Genomic DNA, 22,742 nt, shown 5'->3' with positions numbered 1-22,742 from the left:
GGGTTTCCCGGCAGCGCTCATGACGGACCGGGCCCGCGCGGGCGGGACGGCCGCGTTCGGCGGGAGGGCCGGGTGCGAACGGCGTACGGCGCGGTGCTCAGTGCCGGCGCCGGGCCGGACGGCGGCGGGCCGGCTCGCGCGGGCAGGCCGGCTCGCGCGGGCGGGCCGGGCCACCGGGGTCCGGCCGGGGTTCCGCCGCGGCCGGGGGCTGCGTCCGGTCGGAGCGCAGGGCCAGGCCCACACCGGCGGCGGCCGTGACCAGGCCCAGCAGGGCGAAGGGCCGCGACCACTCGCCCGCCCCCGTGGGGGCGAAGGCCGGCGGCAGGACCAGCAACGAGGCGGTGAGGGCGGTGGCCGCCGCGGCGGGGCGGATGGTCGGACTCCCGGGCCCGAGCGCGTCGAGCAGCAGCAGGTGGGCGGCGAGCAGCACGGTCACCGCGAGCGCCCGCCACCAGGACGGCTCGCCGAGGGCGGCGAGCAGGACGGATCCGGCGCAGAGGAGCGTGGTGCGGGCGGCGGACAGCCGCGCCGGCCAGGTCCTGGCGGCGGGGCCGTCCGGTGCGGGGACGGCGGCCCAGAGGGCGCCGACGGCGACCGGGAGGAGGCCGACGGGCCCGAGCCGGTCGGTGACCGTGCCGTCTCCGGTGCCCGCCGCGGCCAGGGCAAGGGCGGTGCCGGTGCCGCGCAGGGCGGCGCGCTCCAGCCGGGAGGCCCAGTCGCCGCGCCGGGCGGTCCGGGAGCGGCGGGCCGGTTCGGCGAGCGCGCGGGCCGGTCCGCTCGGGCGGCGGTTCGACGCGTCGCTCGTCGGGCGGCCGGTCGACGCGCCGGTGATCGGGCGGCCGGTAGACGCGCCGGTGATCGGGCGGCCGGTCATCGGGCGGCTCCCACGATTCGGCGGCGCAGCAGGGGCGCGAGGGCCAGGTCCAGGGTCTCGCCGGGTGTGTGGCGGACCACCGGGATGCCGCGGCCGCGCAGGGTGGCGCGCATCGCCTCGCGTTCCGCGCGCCACAGGCGCAGCGCGAGGGCGTCGGTCTCGTCGCCGGGGCGGGCCTCCGGTTCGCCGACCGGGATCTCCACCACGACGAGCGGGTTGCCGCGCTCGCGGACCTGGCCGAGGACGTCGAGGACGCGCCGGTCGGCGAGCGGTGTGAAGGCGTAGACGAGGGCGTGGCCGGGCAGCGCCGCGAGCGGCAGGGGCGGGAGCGGGCCGCGCGGGTGGCGGTCCTGACGGACCTCCAGCACGCTCTCCACGATGCGGTAGAGCTGCCGCTCCCCGGTCGCCGCGGTGAGCAGGCGCAGGCGCCCGCCGACCGCGACGAGGCCGATCCGGTCGTGCCGCCGCAGGTAGGCCCGGACCAGTCCGGTGGCGGCGCGCAGGGTTTCGTCCAGGCTGCGCGACCCGTTGGCGGCGTCGATGTAGTCGGCGAGCGTGTCGAGCAGGACGACCGCGTCGGCGGCGCGTTCGGCGGCGAACTGGTTGATCTGGACGGCGTCGCGGCGGGTCGTGGACGGCCAGTGGATCCGCCGCTGCCGTTCGCCGGGCACGTGCGGGCGGACGCCGACGACCTCGACGCCGGTGCCCTCGTGCGCGGTGGTGTGCTCGCCGATCCGCTCGGGCAGGCGGACCGGGATCGGGGTGAGGCGGGCGGCGTCGGGGACGGGGAAGACGTCGACGGTGCCGAGGTCCGCGCGGACGGTGCGACGGGTCAGGCCGCGGACGTCCGGCACGTCGACGTCGACGACGCCCAGGTGCCGTCGGCCCCAGCTGTCGGCGCGGAGGACGAGGTCGACACCGGTGGGGGTGACGGTCAGCGCGTCCAGGGCGAGGCCGGGGCCGAGCGTCACCACGGGCTCGGGCGCGCCGATCCGGCCGTCGTGGTGCACGGTGACGTGCACGGCCACGGGTTCGCCCTCGAAGCAGCGCTGCGGCCGGACGGTGCTCTCGGCGGAGAGCCGGGTGGGGCGGGTGCGGCCGGGGGCCGCCAGCGCGAGCAGGGCGGCCGCGAAGGCCGCCGGGGCGAGCAGCCAGGCGTGGCCGGTGGCCAGGGCGGCGACGGCCGCGACGGTGGCCACCACGAGCAGGCGCACGGTCTGCTCACCGGGCCGCCAGTGCGGTGACGGCGGGCTGTCGGGCAGGCCCTCGGCGGTGGCGCGGACGCTGCGGGCGACGGCCAGTTCGCGGGCGCGGCGGTCGCGGCGGTCGCGGCGCGCGCCGCTGCCCGGGCTTTTGGCGTCCGGCGGCTCCGGGGGCCCGACGGCCATCGCTGCGCTGCTCACCGGGTCCCCGCGCGGGGCAGCGTCCGCGGTGCCGGGACGGAGGCGACCAGCCGGGCCATCACGTCGTCCGCCTCGATCTGGCGTACCCACAGTTCCGGCTTGAGCGTGATCCGGTGGGCCAGGGCCGGGCCGGCGAGCGCCTTGACGTCCTCGGGCGTCAGGTAGTCGCGGCCCTCCACCATGGCGTGGGCGCGGGCCAGTTGGATCAGCGCCAGGCCGCCGCGGGGCGAGGCGCCGACCTGGATCTGCTGGTCGTGGCGGGTCGCGTCGACGAGGGCGATGACGTACTCGACCAGGTCGTCGTCGACCTCCACCCGTTCCACCGCGGCGCGCATGGCGAGCAGTTCCGCCGGACCGGCCACGGTCTCCAGGAGCGGCTCGGGGGCCGCCCGGTCGATCCTGGCGCGCAGCATCGCCGCCTCCGTGGCGGTGGGGAGGTAGCCCATGCGCACGCGCAGCAGGAATCGGTCGAGCTGGGCCTCGGGGAGGGAGTAGGTGCCCTCGTACTCGATCGGGTTGGCGGTGGCGATGACCAGGAAGGGGTCCGGCAGGCGGCGGGTGGCGCCGTCGACGGAGACCTGCCCCTCGGCCATCGCCTCCAGCAGGGCGGCCTGGGTCTTGGGCGGGGTCCGGTTGATCTCGTCGGCCAGCAGCAGCTGGGTGAACAGCGGTCCCGGCCGGAACACCATCTCGCCGGTGCCGCGCTCGTAGAAGGGCGCGCCGGTGACGTCCGAGGGCAGCAGGTCGGGGGTGAACTGGATCCGGCGGAAGTCCAGGCCGAGGGTGGTCGCGAAGGAGCGGGCCAGCAGGGTCTTGCCGAGTCCGGGCAGGTCCTCGATCAGGACGTGCCCGCCGGCGAGGGCGCCGAGCATGACCAGCCGCAGGGCCTCGGGCTTGCCGACCACGGCCCGTTCGATCTCCGCGATCACCGCACGGGCCCGCTCACCGGCCTGCTGCGGGGTCAGCGGCGGCGAGGCTACGGGGACGGCTCCTCCCGGGACGGCGGCGGGCGCGGCCGGACCGCCGGGCCCGGGTACGGACGGGGCGGAGCCGTTGGGGCTGGTCGAAAGGTCGGACATGACGCTCCTGCAGAACGGTTCGGTCAACGGTGGTGGGTGGCGTGGCCGCCCCGGAACGCGGTGGGTCACAGGGAGTCGAGCCGGTCAACGAGCTCGCGCAGCACCTCCGCCGGGAAGGCCTCGGCCGGGGCGGGCCCCGACGGGTCGATCCACGGCCACAGCCGGGGCCCGAGGAGTTCGGCCACCCGCTCGCCGTCGGCCCACGGGTCCAGGCCGTGGACCTCCGTGAGCCGGACCGCGTACAGCCGCTGGAGGCGGAAGCGCAGCGGCCCGGGGTCCCCCTCGGGGTCGAGCCCTTGACGGACCGTCCAGCGCCAGTCACCGAGGCCGGGCTCGTACGCCTCCATCTGCCACGCCCGGTTGCGCAGCGTGCGGGCCCCGGATCCCGCTCCGGCCACCCGGAGGGCGACGAGCAGCCCGGTCACGGTCAGCAGGACCGCGCCGGCGCCCGCCCCGGGCCACCCGCCGACCAGGCCGAACAGCACCTCGGCGAGGACGGCGGGCAGCGCCAGCTCGATCAGGCTGTGGCGGACCGAGCCCGGCCGGGCGAGTTCGCGGCCGGTCCCGTCCCCGGGAGCGCCCTCAGGCCCCTCGCGTCGAGGCGCGGCGCCGCTCAACGCCGCTCCCCCGGGGCGGGGGCCGCCGCGGCCGCCGGAGGTTCGGCGGCCGCGAGCCGGGCGGCGATGGCGTCCAGCGCCGTACGGGCCCGGCGCACCTGGCCGTCGTCCATCGGGTGGGTCGAGTACCGGGCCTCACGGAACAGCGCGGTGAGCTCCCGTGCCCCGGCGGCGTCGATCCGCTCGTCGGACAGCGCGCGCCGCAGCAGCTCGGTCGGGCTCTCCCAGGACTGCCTGGGCAGGCCGGAGGCGGCCAACGAGCCCTCCATCGCCGCGTAGCAGGCGATCACCGCCGCTCGGGCGTCCGCTCCCGCGAGCGCCCTGAGGCCGGAGTCGACGGCCTCGGCGAGGGCGGCTTCGGGGTCGGCGGGCGCGGCTTCGACGGCCGGCAGTTCGGGTGTCTCCGGGCGCCGGGTCCACCGGCTCAGCCGGACCGCGACGACGACGGCGAGGACCACCGCGGCCACTCCCGCCAGGGCCAACAACGCGGTGAGCAGCAGCCCGGCCGCGCCCGCGGCGTCCACGGGGACCGGCGCCGTCGTGGCCGCGGGGACCGGCTGGGGGCTGAAGTCCGGCAGCGGGGGATGCGGCACCTCGGGCGCCCCTGAGGTGCGGCCCTGCAGGACCAGCAGGAGGACCGGCACCACGACGGCCGCCACCGGCAGCAGGACCATGGCCGTCTCCCGCAGGCGATCGGCCCGGGGTGTCGGCCCGTCCAGATGCCGGACCTCCTCACGGAAGCGCACCGCGAACCTGCCGACCAGCGCGCCCCAGCCGAGCACGAGCAGCACCACGAACCCGAGGCCGCCCACCGGCCCGGTGGCCACCGTCCCCAGCAGCCCGCCCTCGGGCCGCAGCGCCGCGGCGGCGGTCACCAGCCCGACGACGACCAGCAGCACGCCCGCCGGCCGACCACCCCGCCCGCGCGTTCGCGCCGGCGCCCCACCGCTCATCTACGAACCCCCCGGCTCCCCGCGCGCGGAACGGCGCGCGAGCTGCAGGGTCGCACACCGACCGTCACGGTGTCACCTCCCGTCTCGGGGGCCCCACGTGCCCCAGGGCCCGTGTGAGCCGGGGGCGACGCCAGCGCGACAACTCGCCCCGCCCGCAGCCGAGTCGACGCCCCACGGTACGTCGGGCACCGCGAGGGGCTCCGGTCACCCCCGCCGGCCACCCCCGCCGAACCCCTCCACCGAACCCCTCCGCCGGGGAACGCGCCACCTGTTCCTTCGCGGCACCACGACCGGCCGTTCCAGGGCCGTCACCCTCGGCGAGGGCCGAGACCCCAGCCCCCGGGCGGCCGGGCCGGTCGGGCATGATGCGTCGGTGTTCTACGAGGATCTCACCGAGTACGCCTACCGTCCCGAGGACGGGTTCACGGACCCCGAGTCCGGCGTCTTCGCGCTCTGGTACGCACCCGCCTACACCAGGTTGAACGTGGGCTGGTTGCAGGCGGGCGAGCCGTACCCGACCGGGGAGGTGCCGGCCGGGTTCGTGGCGAAGCTGGCGGCCGTCCAGCAGGTGCAGTGGATGAACGTGTGCCTCGGCGTGCACGAGTGCGACCTCTGTCCGCCGGGCGAGGGACCGGAGGGCAACGGCGAGATCCGGATCCCGGGCGCGCCGTCGATCGCCTACGCGGCGCCGTTCCTGATCGGCCACTACGTCACCGCGCACGGCTACCGGCCGCCGGCGGCGTTCGTCGACGCCGTCCTCGCGGTCGACGTCGACGCCTGGGCGGCGGCCCGCTGGCCGCAGGTGCCGTTCCCGTGGGTGCCGGAGGAGGGCGTCGAGTGGCTGCTGGAGTGACGGTGGGCGAGGTGGTTCCCGTCGAAGGGGGCACAGCACCGGTCGGGCCCGACCCCCACCCGGACGAGCACGTGCGCTTCGCCCGCTACCGGCGGGAGTTCGCCGAGGTGGCGCCGGAGGACGCGGTGGCGCTGGTGCGGCGGGTGCTGGGCGATCCCGATCGGGCGATGGCGGGCAGCGCGGTGTGCGAGCACCTGGACCGGCGGGCGGCGGAGCTGCTGACGGACCCGGGGTTCCCGGACTGGCACCGGGAGTTGGCCGGAGTGGTGGCGGTGGACGGGTTCGCCGCCCGGCGTCTGGCGGACTGGGCGTTGGCGCGGGCGATGGAGCTGGACGAGCCCTGGGAGGCCGAGCAGTTGCTGTCGGCGTCGAACTGGCTGCAGCTGCGGACGGCCGAGCGGGGATCGTCCGCCGCCGCGCTGACCGTCCTGGCCGGGGGCGGGCGCACCCGGCGCATCCGCAACGTCGCCGCGGACCGGCTGCGGCAGGTGCGGCAGGTGCGGCGCTTGAGGTAGCCGGGCGGAGGGGTCCGCTGCCCGGAGGACCCCTCCGCCCGGTGCCGGGGCGGTCGGCTCAGCCGACCATCGCCGCCAGGACCTCGCGCCAGGTCTCGCCCGGTTCGGGGGTGAGCGGGACGGCGAGCGCGTCGGCCCGGTAGCGCCAGGGGCGGCGCAGTTCCTCGTCGGCGTCGGGGCCGACCAGGACCGGGCTGGCGGAGCCGAGGAGGCGGACCAGTTCGGTGGTGAACTCCGCCCAGGAGACGTGTCCGCTCACCGCGTTGACGACCCGCCCGGCCGCCGGGTGGTCCGGTGCGGCGCAGGTGGCGAGTGCGCGGGCCAGGGCTGCGGCGTGCACCCAGGAGGCGCCGTACCGGTCGTCGGCGGCGGGCAGGCCGATCGGCCGGCCGGCCAGGGCGGCCTGGTAGAGGTCGCCGGTGGAGCCCCAGCGGAGCTGGTCGCGCAGGCGGTGGTGCGGGCCCCAGACGATGGGGGCGCGGACGGCGGTGACCGGACCGCGGCCGGCCCCGGCTCCGGCGGCCTCGAACAGGATCCGCTCGCAGTCCAGCTTGGCCTGTCCGTACGCGGTGACCGCCTCGCCGCTCGGGGCGCCGTCGGGGACCTCGGTGCCCGCCGGGCGGCCGTACGCGTCGATGCTGCTGACGAAGACGAACGGGCCGCCGCGCCAGCCGTCCACCAGGGCGCGCATCGCGGCCACGTCGGTGGCGTGGTCGGTGAAGGTGCAGGCGGAGTGGATGACGGCGTCCACGCCCTCGACGGCGCGCCGCAGGCTGTCGAGGTCGGCGAGGTCGCCCTCCGCCACCTCGGCGCCGTTCAGGGCGGGCAGGTGGGCGGACTCGGGCCGGACCAGGACCCGGACCGGCCGGCCCTGGGCCATCAGCTCCTGGAGGACCGCCGCGCCGACTCCGCCGGTGGCGCCGGTGAGCAGGACGGTGCCGGTACGGGCCCGGAGGCCCGGGCGGGCGCCGGTGCGGGCGAGGGCGGAGCGGCGCTCGTCCTCGCGGCCGGCGAGCAGGGCGGCGAGGGCGCGCGGGGTGCGCTGTTCCAGGATGTCGAGGCCGGTGAGCGGCAGTCCGGTGCGGGTGCGCAGGCGTTCGGCGAGCTGGACGGCGATCAGGGAGTGGCCGCCGAGGGCGAAGAAGTCACCGTCGGCGGGCGGCGTGGTGCCGAGCAGTTCGCCGAAGGCCGTCCGGACGGTGTCGACCGGGCCTTCCGGGGCCGGGGCTCCCGGGGCTCCCGGGGGCGGGCCTTCCCCGAGGCGGGTGGCGCCGGGCAGCCGGCCGTGGTCGGGGGTGCCGTCGGGGTTCCGGGGGATCCGGTCCACCAGGGTGACGGCGAGCGGCAGTTCGGCGGCGGGGAGGCGTCCGCGCAGGGCGGCCCGCAGCTGGGCGCCGTTCGGGGCGACCGGTCCGCGGACCACGGCGTAGGCGAGCGGCGGGCCCTCCCCCGCCGGGCCGGCGTTCTCGACGACGGCCGCCTCGACCACCCCGGGGTCGCTCAACAGGGCTTCCACCAGCGGGTGTTCGCCGGCGGCCAGCAGGGTGCCGGGCAGCTCGGACAGCCTCGGGTCCGCGCCCGTGGCCACGGCGGTGAGCACGGCGGCGAAGCCGTCGAGCAGCTTCCCCGCGGTGGCCTCGTCCAGCGCGTCCCGGTCGTGCTGGACCAGGCAGCGCGGTGCCGGACCGTCCTCGACCAGCATGGCCAGCCCGAACTTGGCCAGCCCCAGGTCGAGTTCCACGTGCTCGGCGTCGAGGCCGGGCAGCGTCAGCGGCGCGCCGGGCTGGACGAGGTCGCAGGTGACCGAGAGCAGCGGGGTGCCGTCCGCGCGGCGGGCCGCCGCGCCGAGCCGCTCGACCACGAGGTCGAACGGCACCTCGTGGTGCTGCTGGGCGTCGAGCAGCTCGCCGCGCACCGTCGCCAGCAGCTCCGCGAACGACGGGTCCCCGGTCGGGGCGACCCGCACCGCGAGGGTGTTGACCCCGAGGCCGACGGTGTTCCGCAGCTCGGGCCGGGCCCGGTGGCCGCTGGCGCAGCCGAGGACCAGGTCGTCCTGCCCGGCGGCGGTCCGCAGGGTGGCGAACGCGGCGGCCAGCACGACGGTGAACAGCGTGGCACCGTGCCGGGCGCCGAGGCCGCGCAGGGCCGCCACGACGGCGGGGTCCAGCGGCGCGGCGTGCAGCGCGGCCCGGCGTTCGCGGGCGCCGGGCGGCACCGGCCGCAGCAGTGCGGGCGGGCGGGCGCCGGCCAGTCGGGCGGCGATGGTGTCGGCCGCGGCCGTCAACTCGGCGTCCCGGGCGCGCTCCTGGCGGGCGTGGTCGGCGTACGACGGCCCGGGAGCCGGGAGTTGCGGCGGCACGCCGTCACGGGCGGCGGCGTAGAGCGCGGCCAGGTCCGCGGCCAGGACGGGCAGTGAGCCGCCGTCGACCGCGATGTGATGGATCGTCAGAACCAGGGTGTGATCCTGATGGCCGTGCCGCAGCAGCAGGGCGCGCAGCACCGGACCGGCCGCGAGGTCGAACGGACGGGCGGCTTCGGCGGCGAGCTGTTCGGCGGCCGCCGGCTCCGTCCCGGCGTCCACGACCGGCAGCGGCACCGGGGCCGACGGGTCGATCTGCTGGTACGGCTGTCCGCCCCGGCGCGGGTAGCGGGTGCGCAGGACGGCGTGCCGCTCGGTGAGTCCGGTGATCGCGGCGGCGAGGGCGACCCGGTCGAGCGGGCCGCGCAGCCGGGCGGCGATCGGCACGTTGTAGAGGGCGCCGCCCTGGCCGAGGTGGTCCATCAGCCACATCCGCTGCTGGGCGTGGGAGAGCGGGGCCGGGCCGTCGGTCCCGGCGGAATGCCGGGGCGCGGCGGTGGCGGCGCTCCGGCGGCTGCGGGCGCGGCGCAGCAGGTCGGCCTGGTCCACGGGGGTCACCGGCTTTCTCCTGAAGTGGCGGTTCCGGCCGGTGCGTCGGCGCCGTGAGCCGGATCCTGCGGCCCGTCGGCGTCCCGCAGCGCCCGTTCGAGCAGCTCCGCCTGCCCGGCGACGGTCGGGTGGTCGAGGAAGTCGGCGAGCGACAGCTCGACGCCCAGGTCCTCGCGCAGGTCGTCGACGACCCACATGGCGAGCAGCGAGTGCCCGCCCTCGGCGAGGAAGTCGGCGGCCGGGTCGGTGATCGGACGCTCCAGGGCCCGGCTCCAGGCCTCGGCGACGACCTGCTGGATCGGGGTGAGTTCGCCGCCCCCGGCGGACCGGCCCTCGGCCGTGTCGCCGTCGGCGAGCGCCCTCCGGTCGACCTTCCCGGTACCGGTCAGCGGCAGCGCGTCGAGCACGGTCCAGGCGGTGGGCACCAGGTGGGCGGGCAGCCGCTCGGCGAGCCGGGCGCGCAGCGCGTCGACGGCCGGTCCGGCGCCCTCGGCGAGGACGACGCAGGCGGTCAGGGCGGCGTCGGTCTGTCCGGCCCGCCGGACCACCACGGCGGCCTCGGCGACCTCGGGGAGTTGCAGCAGCGCGTGCTCGACCTCGCCCGGTTCGATCCGGAAGCCGCGCAGCTTGACCTGCTCGTCCGTCCGGCCGTGGAACTCCAGGACTCCGTCCGGCCGTTGCCGGACCAGGTCGCCGCTGCGGTAGGCCCGCCCGACATCCGGGAGTTCGCGGAAGCGCTCGGCGGTCAGCTCGGGCCGGTTGAGGTAGCCGAGGGCGAGGCGGTCGCCGGCGATCCACAGCTCGCCGACCGTGCCCGGCGGCACCGGTGCGAGCCGCTCGTCCAGGACGAGGGCCCGGGCACCGCCGAAGGTCCGGCCGATCGGGACGGCTCCGGCGCAGTCGGCCTGGGTGACCCGGTGCAGGGTGGTGAAGGTGGTGGCCTCGGTCGGCCCGTAGACGTTGACCAGTTCGAGCCAGGGGAAGGCGCGCAGCACGGCGCCCGCGTGCTCGGGCGAGAGCACCTCGCCGCCGACCGCGAGGGTCCGCAGCACCCCGAAGACCCGCGACTGGCGGGCGGCCAGGTGGTGGAAGAGCGCGCTGGTGAGCAGCAGGGTGGTGACGCCGAACCGTTCGACGTCGCGGCCGAGTTCCTCGGCGGTGGGCCGGTCGGCCGGGGAGACGGCGACGGCGGCGCCGCGGGCCAGCGGGGCCCACAGTTCGAAGGTGGAGGCGTCGAAGGTGACGGCGGAGTGGAACAGCACCCGGTCGCGCGGGCCGAGCGCGATGGCGTCCGGGGCGGTGACCAGGTCGGCGACGGCGCGGTGCGGGACGAGCACGCCCTTGGCCCGGCCGGTGGAGCCGGAGGTGTAGAAGACCAGGGCGGGCGCAGCCGGGTCGGCGGCGTCGGGCAGCGCCGGCCCGGTGGCGTCGGTGCCGTGCTCGGTCAGGACGAGGGTCCGGTCCTCGGCCAGGCCGGCCTCGGCGAGCAGCGCCTTGTCGCCGAGGACGAGCCGGGCTCCGGCGTCGGTGGTCATCTCGGCGATCCGCGGGCGCGGGTAGGCCGGGTCCAGCGGGAGGACGTGGGCGCCGGTGCGCCAGATCGCGAGCTGGGCGACGACGAGGCGGGTGGAGCGGGCGCAGAGCAGTCCGACGGCGCTGCCGGGGCCGATCCCCCGGTCGGCCAGTACGGCGGCCAAGCGGCCTGCGGCGTCGACGAGTTCGCGGTAGGTGAGGATGGTGGCGCCGTCGGTCACGGCGAGCGCGTCGGGCTGCCGTTCGGCCTGGCGGGCGATCAGCGCGGGCAGGGTCGCGGTGGTCATGGTGGTCCCTTCCGGGCGCCCCGGCGGTACTCGCCGGGGCGCCCTGCTGAGGAGGTACGGGGAGGGGCGGGCGGTCGCGGTCAGCCGGTCGCGGTCAGGGCGGCCACCCGCTCCTCGACCAGTCGGGCGACGGCCCGCAGGTCCGGCTGGCGCAGCACCAGGGGCGCGCGCAGCCGGATCCCGTACTCGCTTTCCAGGGCTTCCAGCAGCCGGGCGGCGGCGAGCGAATTGCCGCCCGAGGCCAGGAAGTTGTCGGCGGGGCCGAGCTCGGGGCGGCCGGTCAGCTCGCGGCAGAGCTTCAGTACGGTCCGCTCGACGGGGGTGTCGCCGTCCTCCCCCGTGGACCGCGCCGGTTCGGCGGCCAGCAGGGCCGGGCGGTCCACCTTGCCGTTGGCGTCCAGCGGGAAGCGGTCCACCAGCCGGACGGCGGCGGGCACGGCCTGCTCGGGCAGCCAGGGCCGGACGGCGTCGAGCAGGCGCACCGTCTCCGCCTGGTCGCCACTGGTACCGGCAGTCCCGTCCTCGACCTGGACGAAGGCGAGCAGCCGGACGCCGCCGGCCGGTGCCTGCTCGGCGGCGACCACCGCCCGCCGCACCCGCGGGTCGCGCTCGAACGCGGCCTCGACCTCGGCGGGCTCGATCCGCACGCCGCTGACCTTGACCTGGTCGTCCAGGCGGCCGTGGAACTCCAGCACCCCGTCGGGGCGCATGACGACCCGGTCGCCGGTGCGGTAGACCCGGTCGGTGCCGTCCACGCCTTCGGGCGCGCCGACGAAGCGGCGGGCGGTCAGCTCGGGGTCGAGGTACCCGGCGGCCAGGCCGCGGCCGCCGATCCGCAGCTCGCCGGCCACGCCGTGCGGCACCGGCCGGCCGTCCTCGTCGGTGACCAGCACGACCGCGCCCGCGATCGGCAGCCCGATCGGCGGGGCGCCGGCGCCGTGGTCGCCGCCGGGCGCCATGGTGTGCACGGTGGTGGTGACGGTGGCCTCGGCGGGGCCGTAGGCGTTGTGGACGGTCGCGGTGACCTCGGGCCCGGGGGCGCGGCGCAGCCGGTCGCCGCCGATGGTGAGGTGGCGCAGCGCCAGTCCGGCGGGCCAGGGCCGGCCGAGGACGGGCTCGGCCAGCGGGGTGGGCAGCACGCTCACGGTGACACCGGCCTCGCGCCACCAGTCGGTGAGCGCGCCGGAGTCCCAGCGCACCGCCTCGGGGGCGACGACCAGGGCCGCGCCGGAGGTCAGGCCGGCCCACAGCTCCATCACGTGCGGATCGAAGGCGACGCCGATCAGCAGGCTGTGCCGCTCGCCGGGGCCGAGGCCGGTCAGCTCGCGGTACCACTGCAGCAGCGCGCCGAGCGCGGGCTCGGTGACGGCGACGGCCTTCGGGGTGCCGGTGGACCCGGAGGTGAGCACCGCGTAGTGGGTGCCGGCCGGGACGCTCACCTGCTCGCCGGAGGTCAGTGCGGCCACCACGCCCGGCTCGGGCAGGTCGAGCGCCAGGTGCTCGCCGCCGGGCGGCAGCAGGTCGGGCGCGCCGACCAGGCAGGCCGGGCGCAGCTGCTCGGCGACGGCGCGCAGCCGGCGCTCGCCGGGGCGGGGGCCGAGCGGCAGGTGGACGGCGCCGAGCTTGGCGGCGGCCAGGGTGACGGCCGCCAGCGACACCGAGTGGCCGAGGCAGACGCCGAGCAGGTCGCCCGGGCCGACCTTGCCGCGCAGGGCTTCGGCGGTTCTGTCGGCGAGGCGGTCGAGTTCGGCGTAGCTGTAGGTCCGCTCGCCGTCGATCAGGGCGGGGGCGTCCGGGGTGCGGTGCGCCCAGGTGGTGAACAGGTCGAGGACTGCGCCGTCCTGGTGCGGACGGCCGTACCCGATGCTGAGGGGTTCCATCGTGGTCTCCATTCTCATGACGAGCTGACTGGCGAGTCGGCTGACGAATCCCGGCTGACGAGCCGTCAGTTCAGGCCCATGGAACGGGCGATGATCACCTTCTGGACCTCGGAGGTCCCCTCGATGATCGTGGTCATCCGCACGTAGCGGTACAGGAACTCCAGCGGGTGGCCGCGCACCCAGCCGGTGGCGCCGTGGACCTGGAGCGAGCGGTCCACCGCGCGCACGGCGGTCTCGGAGGCGGTGAGCTTGGCGAGCGCGGCGTTCTCGGGCGACTCGGTGCCCTCGTCGACCAGCCGGGCGCAGGCGAGGGTGAGCAGCTTGGAGGACTCGACCTCGGCCCGGGTGGTGACCAGGTGCTCCTGGACGTGCTGGTACTCGCCGATCACCCGGCCGAAGGCGCGCCGCTCCTTGGCGTACTCGACGCCGGCGCGCAGCGCGTACTCGGCGATGCCGTTGCACATCGCGGCGACCACCAGCCGGCCCCGGGAGAGGCTGTCGATGGCGAGGGCGGTGGCCGCGCCGATGCCCTCCTCGCCGCCGATCACGGCCTCCTGGCCGACGGTGACCCCGTCGAGCAGCAGCTCGAACAGCGGCTCGCCGGACATGCCTTCGTAGCGCTGGCCGATCCGCAGCCCGGGCTGGTCCATCGGCAGCACGAAGGCGGTCGCCCCGCTGGTGGGGCCGGCGCCGTCGCCGAGGTCGGTGGCGGCGATGACCAGCGCGATCCCGGCGTGCTCGGCGTTGCTGACGAAGGTCTTGCGCCCGTTGAGCACCCAGCGGTCGCCGTCGAGCACGGCGGTGGTGGTGAGGCGGAAGGCGTCGGAGCCGGCGTGCGGCTCGGTGAGGGCGAGGCAGCGGGTCTGCTCGCCGCGCACCAGCGGGACGAGGTGGCGCTCGACCTGCTCGGGGGTGCCGTTGCGCAGCAGCGGGCTGGGGCCGTCGGAGCCGGCCAGCGCGTACGGGGCGAGGACGCAGCCGCTGCGCCCGGCGGCGTGGTGCAGCAGGACGACGGCGGTGAAGGGCATGTCGGAGCCGCCGAGCTCCTCGGGGTAGTCGCCCGCGTAGAAGCCGAGCGCGGCGGAGCGCTTGCGGACGTAGCGGCGCAGGTCACCCGGCACCTGGTCGGCGGTCTCGGGCAGCTCGGCGGCCAGCGGCACGAGTTCGCGGCGGATGAAGCTCTCGAAGGCGTCGACGAGTTCGCGGTGGCCGTCTTCCAGGACGGCGGAGGGGGCGGTCACTTGGTACCTCCGGCGAGGGCGCGGGCCTGGTCGGCCAGCACGGCGTGGCGGAACAGGGTGCGCAGCGGCGGGCGGCTGCCGAGGTGCGGCTCCAGGTAGGCCGCGAGTTGGGCGGCGAGCAGCGAGTGGCCGCCGACCTCGAAGAAGTGCGAGTCCGCGGTGAAGCGGTCGTGGCCGAGCACCTCGCGCCAGGCCGCGGCGATCAGTTCCTGGCCGGGGTCGGCGAAGGCGCTCGGCGCGGCCGGTTCCTCGGCGGTGGTGTCGCCGGCCCGGTCCGCGAGCCGGGTGAGCGCGGCGCGGTCGGGCTTGCCGCCGGGCAGGGTCGGCATCGCGGCGACGGCGGTCCAGCTCGCCGGGACGAGTCCGCCGGGCAGCCGGCGGGCGAGCGCCTCGTGCAGGGCGGCCTGGTCGGGGCGGTCGGCGCCCTCCAGGAAGCCGAGCAGCCGGGGCCCGGTCCGCGGGTCGGTGTGCAGCACCACCGCGCAGGAGCGGCCGCCGAGTTCGGCGGAGGCGGCGGCCTCGATCTCCTCCAGTTCGATCCGGTGGCCGCGCAGCTTGACCTGGTTGTCGGCGCGGCCGAGGAAGCGGAGCCGGCCGTCCAGGTCGCGGTAGCCGCGGTCGCCGGTGCGGTAGACCCGGGCGCCGCCGAGCGCGGGGACGGTGACGAAGCGGGCGGCGGTCGGCTCCGGGAGTCCGAGGTAGCCGTCGGCCACCATGGTTCCGCCGACGACGAGTTCGCCGACGCAGCCGGCCGGGAGCGGGCGCAGCATGTCGTCCAGGACGTGCATCCGCACGCCGTCCAGTTCGGTGCCGAGCGGGATCTCGCCGTCCTCGGCGACGTCGGCCGCGGTCACCTCGTACACGGTGGAGGTGACGGTGGCCTCGGTGACCCCGTAGGCGTTCAGCACGGTGGTGGCCCCGGTCAGGTCGGCGAGGGCCCGGGCGGGCAGCCGCTCACCGCCGAGGACGAGCAGCCGGGGCGTCCAGCGGCCGTCGCGCAGCGCCTCGCGCAGGTCCTCGCGGACGGCGAGCAGGTAGCTGGTCGGCAGGTTGGCCACGGTGACGCCGCGGGCGGCCAGGACGGCCACCAGCTCGGGCCCGGTGGGCACTTCGCGCTGCGGCACGACCAGGGCGGCGCCGGCCGCGAGCGCGGGCAGCACCTCCTCCAGGGCCACGTCGAAGGACGGCCGGGCGAACAGCAGCACCCGGTCGGCGGAGGTGAGCCCGTACCGGGCGGCGATCGCGGCGACGTACCCGGCGAGCGCCGCGCGGCCGACCCGGACGGGCTTGGGCACGCCGGTCGAACCGGAGGTGTGGATCAGGTAGGCGGCACCGTCCAGGACGGCGGTCGGCTCGGCCTTCGGGAAGGCCGGGCCGTCCAGCAGCGCCGGGGTGACGCCCTCGGCGGGCAGCGCGAGCGCGCTCTGCCGGGTGGCCAGGACCAGGGCCGGGCTCAGCCGCTCCAGCAGCAGGCCGAGCCGGGCCGCCGGGTCCTCGGTGGACAGCGGCGCGTAGACGGCGCCGTGGCGCAGGCAGGCGAGCAGGGCCACCACGCTGTCGGCGCCGCGCGGCAGCACGGCGGCCACCGGCTGGCCGGGCGTGACCCCGGCGGCGCGCAGCCGCTCGGCCAACTCGGTGACGCGGCGGTCGAGTTCGCCGTAGCTGATCCGCTCGGTGCCGGCCAGCAGGGCGAGCGCGGTGGGGTCGTGGGCGGCGGCCGGGTCGAGCAGCGGGGCCGCGGCGGCGGTCTCCTCGGCGGTCGGCCCGGCGGCGGGCTCGGCCTCGGGCGCCGGGGCCAGCTCGGCGATCGGCGCCTGCGGCTGGTCGAGGTAGCAGCGCAGCAGCTCCAGCAGCCGCTCGGACAGCAGCACCGCCTCCGACTCGCGGAACAGGTCCGCGTCGTAGTCCCAGACCAGGGTCATCCCGGCCGCGCCGTGCTTCTCGCCGACCACCCGGCGGTCGTCGGGCAGCAGCACCAGGTCGAGGTCGAAGCGGGTGGTGCCGGTGTTGAAGCCCTCGTACAGCGAGACCTCCAGCCCGGGCGCCTGGACGTCCGGCAGCGCCGCGTCGTGCGCGCTGAACATCACGTTCCACAGCGGGTTGTCGGCGCCGCTGGTGTGCAGGCCGAGCCGGCGGGTCAGCTCCTGCACCGGCAGGTCCTGGTACGGCAGCGCGCGCATCAGGACGTCGGTGACCTCGTCCACGGCCTCGGTGCCGGGCGCGGCCGGGTCCAGCCGCAGACGCAGCGGCACGGTGTTCACGAACATCCCGACGGTGCCCTCGAAGCCCTCCGGGCGGTTGCCGACGGCGGTGCCGACGACGAGCTCGCGGTGCCCACTGTGCCGGCGCAGCAGCTCGGCGAGCAGGGCCAGCAGGGTGCTGAACGGGGTGTGCCCGTCGGTCTTGCTGCGCTCGCGCAGCCGCCCCGCGAGGTCGGCGCCGATCGCCTGGCGCAGCTGCCCGCCGCGGTGGCGGCGCTCGGTGCCCGGCCGGGCCAGTCCGGGCAGCGTGACCTCGCGCGGCGCGTCGGTCAGCTCCTTGGTCCAGAAGTCGAGTGCGCGGTCGCGGGAGACGCCGGCGGCCGAGCGCGCGTGGTCCTCGTACGAGGGGGCGGTGGCCAGCTCGTACGACTCGCCGAGGACCCGGGCACGGTAGACGGTGAACAGGTCGCGCAGCAGGATCGCGAAGGAGTGGCCGTCGTGGACGAGGTGGTGCTCGACGTGGACCAGGCGGTGGTGGTCCTCGGCGAGCTTGACCAGGTGCCAGCGCAGCAGCGGCGCCCGCTCGGTGTCCAGCGGCTCCTCGGCCTCGGCGGCGAGCAGCTGCCGGAAGACGGCCTCCGGATCCGCCTCGGCGGCGAAGTCGCTGTGGCGCAGCTCCGGTTGACATCCCTCGGCGACCCGCTGCCCGGGCAGCCCCTCCGCGCTGGGCACCAACTCCAGCCGCAGGCCGGGGTGGTGGTCCAGGACGGCGGCCAGACCGGCGTGCAGCGCGTCCCGGTCGAGGGCGCCCCACAGGTCGAGGACGGCGGTGAAGTTGTAGGCGCGGCTTCCGGGCAGCATCTGCTCGTGCAGCCAGACGATCTCCTGCGACGGAGAGAGTGCGAACATGGGCGGCTCCCTTGTGTGGTGGGCTTGTCGGCACTGCGGTGGCCGGTGGCGGGTGTGGGGTGGTCCCGCTCCGGCCGGTGGGCCGGTCCGCACCGGGGTGAGGTGCGGACCGGGTTCTTGGTCCGGGCGTCCGCGCGGATGTGCCCGTGCGGGCACGCCCCGGCGGGGCGCGGTGGATCCGGAGAGGCGGATCCGGTGGGGGAGTTCGGGCCCGCGGCGTGGGGTGCGGGGCGTCGGTGCGCGCGCTCGGGCGCGACGCTTGGCGGCACACGCCCCGTCCGGGGCGGGCGCGTTCGGGCGTGGCGTTCGGGCGTTCTCCGGTACGGACGTTCAGAAGTGGACGTCCGGGTGGGGACGTTCAGGTACGGACGTTCAGACGTGGGCGTGCAGGTGGTGGCGCAGCACGGCAAGCAGGTCGTCGAAGGCCGCGCGGGCGTCCGCCTCGGGGAAGCGGTCGCTGTCCCAGGCGAGCCGGACCAGCAGGTCGTCGCCGTGCGAGGCTGAGACGGCGAGCGGCGCGGCCAGCGGTCGTCCGGCCAGGTGGGTCTCCCGGCCGGGCGTGCCGCCGAGCACCAGCGGCGGGCGGCGGTGCAGGTCCTCCAGGGTGAGCATGGCGTCCAGCGCGCCCGACCAGGGAGCCCCGGCGGTACGGGCGGCGCGGACCACCTCGTCGAACGGGGTGCCGGCGTGGTCGAGGTCGTCCCACCAGGCGTCGGCGAGGGCGTCCAGGTCGCTCGTGCCGACCGGCGCGGCCGGGCTGGCCGGACCGGCAGGGCTGGTCGGACCGGCCGGGCTGGTCGGACCGGCCGGGTGCACCAGGGTGTTGAGGAAGCACCCGAGCGCGGCGGGCGCGCCGGGCGGGCGCCCGCCCCAGGGGTAGCCGAGCGCGAGCGGTCCGGCCTCCCGCTGCAGCCGGTGTGCGGCGGCGCCGACGGCGTCCAGCAGGGCGGGGAAGACCGCGCCGCGGGCGGCGCCCTCGGCGGCGGGCAGCCGTTCGGTGAGCATCCCGGTGGCGGCGGCCGCGCCGCCGCCCGCCCCGGTCAGGCCCCCGAGTCGCCGGCCCCAGTGGGCTTGCGCGGCGGGGCCGCCGGCGGCGTCCTCGGCGGCCAGCTGGAGTTCGACCGCCTGCCGGTAGTCGGCGAGGGCCTGTGGCGCGGGCCCGGCGGCCGGCGGTTCGTCCGCCTCGTAGGCCTGGCTCAGCTCGGCGGTGAGCACCCCGAGGGACTGCTCGTCGCAGGCCGCGTGGTCCAGGGCGAGGGCGAGCAACTCCTCGTCGCCGTCAGGCTCCCGGGCGAAGAGCAGGCGTAGCGCGGGCCCGTCGACGGGCCAGTCCAGCAGGGCCGTGCGGAGCGCTTCGCGGGCGGTGCCGCCGGGGGCGACGGCGATCCGGGCGGCCTCGGCCGAGGGGCCGCCGGTGCGCAGGACGGGTGTGCCGCGCACGGTGGCGAAGCCGCCGCACAGGGCCGGGTGGCGGGCGGCGACCGCGGCGGCGGCGCGGGCCAGCCGCCGCTCGTCGAGGGTGCCGCGCGGGTAGGCGAAGAACAGCGGGACGACGTCGGAGCGGGTCTGCGGTGCGAGTCGGCGGGTGATCAGGAAGCGCCGCTGGGCACCGGTCAGCGGGAGCAGCTCGGCCGGGGAGTCGGCGGCGGCTTTGCGGTACCGGGCGAGGTAGGCGGCGGTGATGCTGGCGTGCACGGGAACGGTCTCCGGTTTCCGGTCGCGGCTCGGCAGGTTCGGCAGGTCTGGTTCGGCAGGTCTGGTTCGGTCAGGAGGTGGTGGGGCTCGCGGCGGGCTCCTGGGCGGGGGTGGTCTCCTCGGCTGCGGCCTCCTGGGCGGTACCGCTGTCGTCCTCGGCACCCGGTGCCGCGCCACCTGGCGCTGCGCCACCCGGCAGGTCGCGCATCCCTCGCAGCGGCGAGAGCAGCAGCGGCACCGGCACGAGCAGGAAGCCGATCGCGCAGAGCCACAGCGCGGTGCGCGGCCCGGCCGAGTCGGCGACGATGCCGCCGCCGAGCGCGCCGATCGGCAGCGTGCCCCACACGAGGAAGCGCATGGTGGCGTTCATCCGGCCGAGCAGCTCGGGCGGGCAGACGCTCTGCCGGAAGCTGACCTGGGCGACGTTGTAGGCGACCGCGCCGAACAGCACCACCCCGGAGGCCAGGCCGAACAGCACCACGCCCGCACCGGCGCCGGACAACGGCCACAGCACCGCGAACGGCGCCGTCACCACCGTGGACAGCCAGATCAGCCGGGCCTGCCCGACCCGCCGCGCCAGGTACCCGGCGCACAGCGCGCCCGCCAGTCCGCCGACGGCGGAGGTCGACAGCAGGATGCCGATGACTCCCGGCGACAGGTCGAGGACCCGTACCCAGAAGACCGTCTGCACGGCCATCAGTACCGCGGCGAACAGGTTGGACACGGCGGTGGCGGTGGCGATCGCCCGCAGCAGCGGGTGCCCGAGCACGAATCGGACGCCCTCGCCGACCTCGGCGCGCAGCGAGCGCCCGGGCTCCGGCTCCGGCCGCGGCTCCTCGACCTTGATCCGGGCGAGCAGCAGCGCGGAGGCCAGGTAGCCGAGGGCGTCGGCCACGATGGCGAGCGGCGCGCCGAGCAGCTGGACCAGCCCGCCGCCGAGCCCGGGCCCGGCGATCTGCGCCGAGGAACGGACCGTCTCCAACGCCCCGTTGCCGCCGACCAACTGCTCGCGCGGCAGGACGGCGGGCAGGAAGGACTGGTGGGCGACGTCGAAGAAGACCGTCGCCACCCCGGTGACCAGCGCCACCAGGTAGAGCTGCGGCATGGTCAGCACCCCGAGTGCCGCGGCCGGCGGGATCGACCCGACGGCCACGCAGCGCACGAGGTCGGCGCGGATCAGCACCGGCAGCTTGCGCATCCGGTCCAGCCAGGCGCCGGCCGGCAGGCCGACCAGCAGGAAGGCGGCGGTCTCGGCGGCGGTCAGCAGGCCGACCTCGAACGGGGTGGCGTCCAGCACCATCACCGCCACCAGGGGCAGGGCGACCAGCGTGACCTGACTGCCCGTCTGGGCCGCCGCGGCTCCGGTCAGCAGGAGCCGGAAGTCGCGGTGGCCGAGCAGACGGGCCGGGCTGGGGTGAGGCTTCTCATTCATCGGTTCGACTCTCGGTCACCCCTTCGAACGGGGCAAGCATCAGGTCCCTTTCCGGACGAACCGAAGGTCGGCCCGATCCCGCCACTCCCCCGGCCACCCCTTGCGCTTCTCCTACGGCCCCTTATGGACCGGCCACGGCGCCCGCACCGCCGGTCGGCCAAGGGGCCACGGGGCAAGGGGAGTACGGGGCACCACCGGGCCGGACCGTCCATTCCACCGTCCGGTATCCGGACACGATCTTTCCGGCCACCGGACGGTGCCACTCAACTTGGCCGGATCCCGTGGAGTGCCACCCGAGCGTCACCTCATCGTGATATCGCCGTGACCGTCGGCAACCGTCGAACTGGGTCCCGGCCGGTCGTTCGGTCGCCGAGCCCGGTCATCGGCCCCCGGTCGCCGACCCGTGCTGCGGCCGGCTCTTCCGCTCAGTCCGCCGCCCGGTGGGTGATCGCCAGCACCGCCATGTCGTCGTCCCGGGGTCCGCCGGCCCACCGCTCGACGTCCGCCACCAAGGCGTCCAGCACCTCGTCCGGGCCGGCGAACGGTCCCAGCGGGGCCAGCCCGAGCACCGGGTCGTAGAACTCCCCCGCCGCGTCCCGGGCCTCGGTCACGCCGTCGGTCACCAGCAGCAGCGTGCACCCGGGCGGGAACGGCCGGGTCTCCGGCGCGGGCCGGGCGATCCCCAGCCCGCCCATCCCCAGCGGCAGCCCCGGGTCGGCCGCGTCCAGCCGCCGCACCCGCGATCCGCCGCCTTGCGGCACCGGGCCGGGGCACAGCAGGTACGGGCCGGGGTGCCCGCAGTCGAGCGTGCGCACCGCGTCCTCCCCGGGCCGGAACTCCACCAGCAGCGCCGTGATGAACCCCTCCAGCCGCAGTTCCTCGCTCAGCCGGTCCGCCTCCCGCAGCAGCGAGTCCTCCAGCGCGTCCGCGAGCGCGGCCAGGTCGGCCACCCGGTGCGAGGACTCCCGGAAGGCCCCCAGCAGCACCGAGACCGCCCCCACCGCGTGCAGCCCCTTGCCCCGCACGTCCGCGATCAGCCCGCGCACGCCGTACGGGGTGACCTGCAGCGCGTACGCGTCCCCGCCGATCAGCGCCTCGTCCTGGGCGGCCCGATAGCAGGCCGCGACCGCCAGCCGGCCCACCCGTCCCGGCGGCTCCGGCAACACCGCCCGCTGCGCGGCCTCCGCCACCGACCGCACCCGCTCCAGCCGCTGCCCGTGCCGGGCCACCACCCGGTTGACCCCGACGCCGAGCAGCGCGGCGAAGGCCGTGTTCGCCAGCTCCAGGTAGCCGTCCCCGGTCCCGATCGACCCGTCCTGGGTGGACAGCAGCAGGATCCCGGTCACATTGGCCACCCCGACCGCGACGGTGTCCCGCAGCCAGAGCAGCGCGCCCGCCAGCACGGCCGCCGCCGCCAGCAGCGGATCACCCCAGTAGTCGGCCGGTTCCAGCGCGTTCCACACCAGCCCGCCGACGATCAGCAACCACGGCGCGACCCGCACGTACGGCGGCCACTGCTCGGACCTCGGGGGCATCGGCGACCTGGCTTCCGTCTCACCACCATCCGGAAGGGCTTCTTCCGATCGTAGTCACGGACGCCCGGAAAACGCGCCCCCTCACCCGCCCCGGGTGAACCGCCCAGCGCCGGGCCCCGCCAGCAGCCCCTCCGGCACCCGCCGCCCGTACGCCACCGCCAGCAGGTATTCCGCCCGTCCTGTCACGGTCAGCGGGCCGTGCCCGTACGACCAGTCGGCGTCCGTCGCCACCAGGCGGACGCCGCCGAGCCGCGCACCGAAGAACCGCAGCGTCCGGGGGGACACCCCGGCCAGCAGGGCCGTCGCGCGGGCCACCGGCAGGCGGGCGGGCAGACCGAGCGCCAGGGTGATGTCGAGGCCGTGCACGGCGTCATGGGCGAGGGCCGCGATCCGGCCGCCGACGGGCGGTCGCCACGGGTCGTCGGCGTGGTCGGCCATCGCGGCCGCGAGTTCGCGCTCGGTCATGACGGCGGCGTCGCGGCGGGCGATCCGGTCGGACATGCGGTGGATGTTGCCGCCGGAGCGGGCGAGTTCGAGGAGCGTGCGCGCCGTCGAGTGCCGGAAGCCGGTGCTCAGGTGCGCCGCCACCTCGCGGACCCGCCAACCCCCGCACAGCGAGGGCGCGTTCCACTGCTCGGGGGTGAGGCCCGCGAGCACCTCGGCGAGTTCGAGGCGCTCGGCCGCGATCTGCTCGCGGACCCACCGGGTCTGCCCGGCGTCCGGGATCGGCGGCGCGGTGGGCGGCGCGGTGTCCTGCGGCACGGTGTCCTGCGGCACGGCGTTCTGCGGCACGGTTTCCATGCGTCCAGCCTGCGGCCGGATCCGTA

General features: G+C 76.9%; 16 protein-coding genes. 2 read left to right on the top strand and 14 right to left on the bottom strand.

Annotated features, from left to right (window positions below; genetic code table 11):
- Positions 1-97: 97 nt before the first annotated feature.
- The 5 genes from IE332_RS41975 to IE332_RS25685 form a co-directional block, all read right to left on the bottom strand.
- Complete coding sequence (locus IE332_RS41975; protein WP_189920692.1) at positions 98-874, bottom strand: hypothetical protein; 777 nt, start codon at positions 872-874, stop codon at positions 98-100.
- Positions 871-2,277: a DUF58 domain-containing protein gene (locus IE332_RS25700; RefSeq protein ID WP_229928906.1), complete on the bottom strand. Its 1,407-nt coding sequence runs from the start codon at positions 2,275-2,277 to the stop codon at positions 871-873. Before IE332_RS25700 ends, IE332_RS41975 begins: the two co-directional genes overlap by 4 nt.
- Entirely contained in the window at positions 2,274-3,356 is a 1,083-nt protein-coding gene (locus IE332_RS25695) for an AAA family ATPase (protein ID WP_189920690.1), read from the bottom strand. Before IE332_RS25695 ends, IE332_RS25700 begins: the two co-directional genes overlap by 4 nt.
- A 65-nt stretch (positions 3,357-3,421) precedes the next feature.
- The gene (locus IE332_RS25690) at positions 3,422-3,973 is read right to left on the bottom strand and encodes a hypothetical protein (RefSeq protein ID WP_189920688.1); all 552 of its coding nucleotides are present in this window, start codon (positions 3,971-3,973) and stop codon (positions 3,422-3,424) included.
- Positions 3,970-4,872 (bottom strand): DUF4129 domain-containing protein, encoded by a 903-nt coding sequence (locus IE332_RS25685; RefSeq protein ID WP_189920686.1) that lies wholly within the window; start codon positions 4,870-4,872, stop codon positions 3,970-3,972. The genes IE332_RS25690 and IE332_RS25685 overlap by 4 nt, the downstream gene beginning before the upstream one ends.
- A gap of 427 nt (positions 4,873-5,299) precedes the next feature.
- Here IE332_RS25685 and IE332_RS25680 point away from each other — a divergent pair, with 427 nt between their 5' ends.
- The gene (locus IE332_RS25680; RefSeq protein ID WP_189920684.1) at positions 5,300-5,779 is read left to right on the top strand and encodes a DUF7919 family protein; all 480 of its coding nucleotides are present in this window, start codon (positions 5,300-5,302) and stop codon (positions 5,777-5,779) included.
- Positions 5,764-6,294, top strand: coding sequence for a hypothetical protein (locus IE332_RS25675; protein ID WP_189920682.1), 531 nt, complete (start codon positions 5,764-5,766; stop codon positions 6,292-6,294). Before IE332_RS25680 ends, IE332_RS25675 begins: the two co-directional genes overlap by 16 nt.
- A 58-nt stretch (positions 6,295-6,352) precedes the next feature.
- Here IE332_RS25675 and IE332_RS25670 read toward each other — a convergent pair whose 3' ends face one another.
- The 9 genes from IE332_RS25670 to IE332_RS25630 all read right to left on the bottom strand — a co-directional run bounded on the left by IE332_RS25670 (position 6,353) and on the right by IE332_RS25630 (position 22,716).
- Positions 6,353-9,211, bottom strand: a complete 2,859-nt coding sequence (locus IE332_RS25670) for a condensation domain-containing protein (RefSeq protein ID WP_189920680.1) — start codon at positions 9,209-9,211, stop codon at positions 6,353-6,355.
- Positions 9,208-11,022: a non-ribosomal peptide synthetase gene (locus IE332_RS25665; RefSeq protein ID WP_189920678.1), complete on the bottom strand. Its 1,815-nt coding sequence runs from the start codon at positions 11,020-11,022 to the stop codon at positions 9,208-9,210. Before IE332_RS25665 ends, IE332_RS25670 begins: the two co-directional genes overlap by 4 nt.
- Before the next feature lie 80 nt (positions 11,023-11,102).
- Positions 11,103-12,902, bottom strand: coding sequence for an amino acid adenylation domain-containing protein (locus IE332_RS25660; RefSeq protein WP_229928905.1), 1,800 nt, complete (start codon positions 12,900-12,902; stop codon positions 11,103-11,105).
- 65 nt (positions 12,903-12,967) lie between these two features.
- Positions 12,968-14,143, bottom strand: coding sequence for an acyl-CoA dehydrogenase family protein (locus IE332_RS25655; RefSeq protein WP_189920674.1), 1,176 nt, complete (start codon positions 14,141-14,143; stop codon positions 12,968-12,970).
- The gene (locus IE332_RS25650; protein WP_189920672.1) at positions 14,140-17,253 is read right to left on the bottom strand and encodes a non-ribosomal peptide synthetase; all 3,114 of its coding nucleotides are present in this window, start codon (positions 17,251-17,253) and stop codon (positions 14,140-14,142) included. Before IE332_RS25650 ends, IE332_RS25655 begins: the two co-directional genes overlap by 4 nt.
- A 372-nt stretch (positions 17,254-17,625) precedes the next feature.
- On the bottom strand, positions 17,626-18,948 hold the full coding sequence (locus IE332_RS25645; RefSeq protein WP_189920670.1) for a non-ribosomal peptide synthetase: 1,323 nt from the start codon (positions 18,946-18,948) through the stop codon (positions 17,626-17,628).
- 70 nt (positions 18,949-19,018) lie between these two features.
- On the bottom strand, positions 19,019-20,380 hold the full coding sequence (locus IE332_RS25640; protein ID WP_189920668.1) for an MFS transporter: 1,362 nt from the start codon (positions 20,378-20,380) through the stop codon (positions 19,019-19,021).
- A 425-nt stretch (positions 20,381-20,805) separates the two neighbouring features.
- Entirely contained in the window at positions 20,806-21,915 is a 1,110-nt protein-coding gene (locus IE332_RS25635; protein WP_189920666.1) for a PP2C family protein-serine/threonine phosphatase, read from the bottom strand.
- An 81-nt stretch (positions 21,916-21,996) separates the two neighbouring features.
- The gene (locus IE332_RS25630) at positions 21,997-22,716 is read right to left on the bottom strand and encodes a maleylpyruvate isomerase family mycothiol-dependent enzyme (protein WP_189920664.1); all 720 of its coding nucleotides are present in this window, start codon (positions 22,714-22,716) and stop codon (positions 21,997-21,999) included.
- Positions 22,717-22,742: the final 26 nt, after the last annotated feature.

It is taken from the genome of Kitasatospora xanthocidica (genome assembly GCF_014656195.1).
Lineage (GTDB): Bacteria > Actinomycetota > Actinomycetes > Streptomycetales > Streptomycetaceae > Kitasatospora > Kitasatospora xanthocidica.
Note: the sequence above shows the minus strand (reverse complement) of the source record. Positions and strands in the feature narration are given on the sequence as shown.

Excerpts from the sequence above, each read along its gene's own strand:
- IE332_RS25630 (WP_189920664.1), bottom strand. The coding sequence starts at position 22,716 with ATGGAAACCGTGCCGCAGAACGCCGTGCCGCAGGACACCGTGCCGCAG.
- IE332_RS25640 (WP_189920668.1), bottom strand. The coding sequence starts at position 20,380 with ATGAATGAGAAGCCTCACCCCAGCCCGGCCCGTCTGCTCGGCCACCGC.
- IE332_RS25635 (WP_189920666.1), bottom strand. The coding sequence starts at position 21,915 with ATGCCCCCGAGGTCCGAGCAGTGGCCGCCGTACGTGCGGGTCGCGCCG.
- IE332_RS41975 (WP_189920692.1), bottom strand. The coding sequence starts at position 874 with ATGACCGGCCGCCCGATCACCGGCGCGTCTACCGGCCGCCCGATCACC.
- IE332_RS25650 (WP_189920672.1), bottom strand. The coding sequence starts at position 17,253 with ATGTTCGCACTCTCTCCGTCGCAGGAGATCGTCTGGCTGCACGAGCAG.
- IE332_RS25660 (WP_229928905.1), bottom strand. The coding sequence starts at position 12,902 with ATGGAACCCCTCAGCATCGGGTACGGCCGTCCGCACCAGGACGGCGCA.
- IE332_RS25695 (WP_189920690.1), bottom strand. The coding sequence starts at position 3,356 with ATGTCCGACCTTTCGACCAGCCCCAACGGCTCCGCCCCGTCCGTACCC.
- IE332_RS25665 (WP_189920678.1), bottom strand. The coding sequence starts at position 11,022 with ATGACCACCGCGACCCTGCCCGCGCTGATCGCCCGCCAGGCCGAACGG.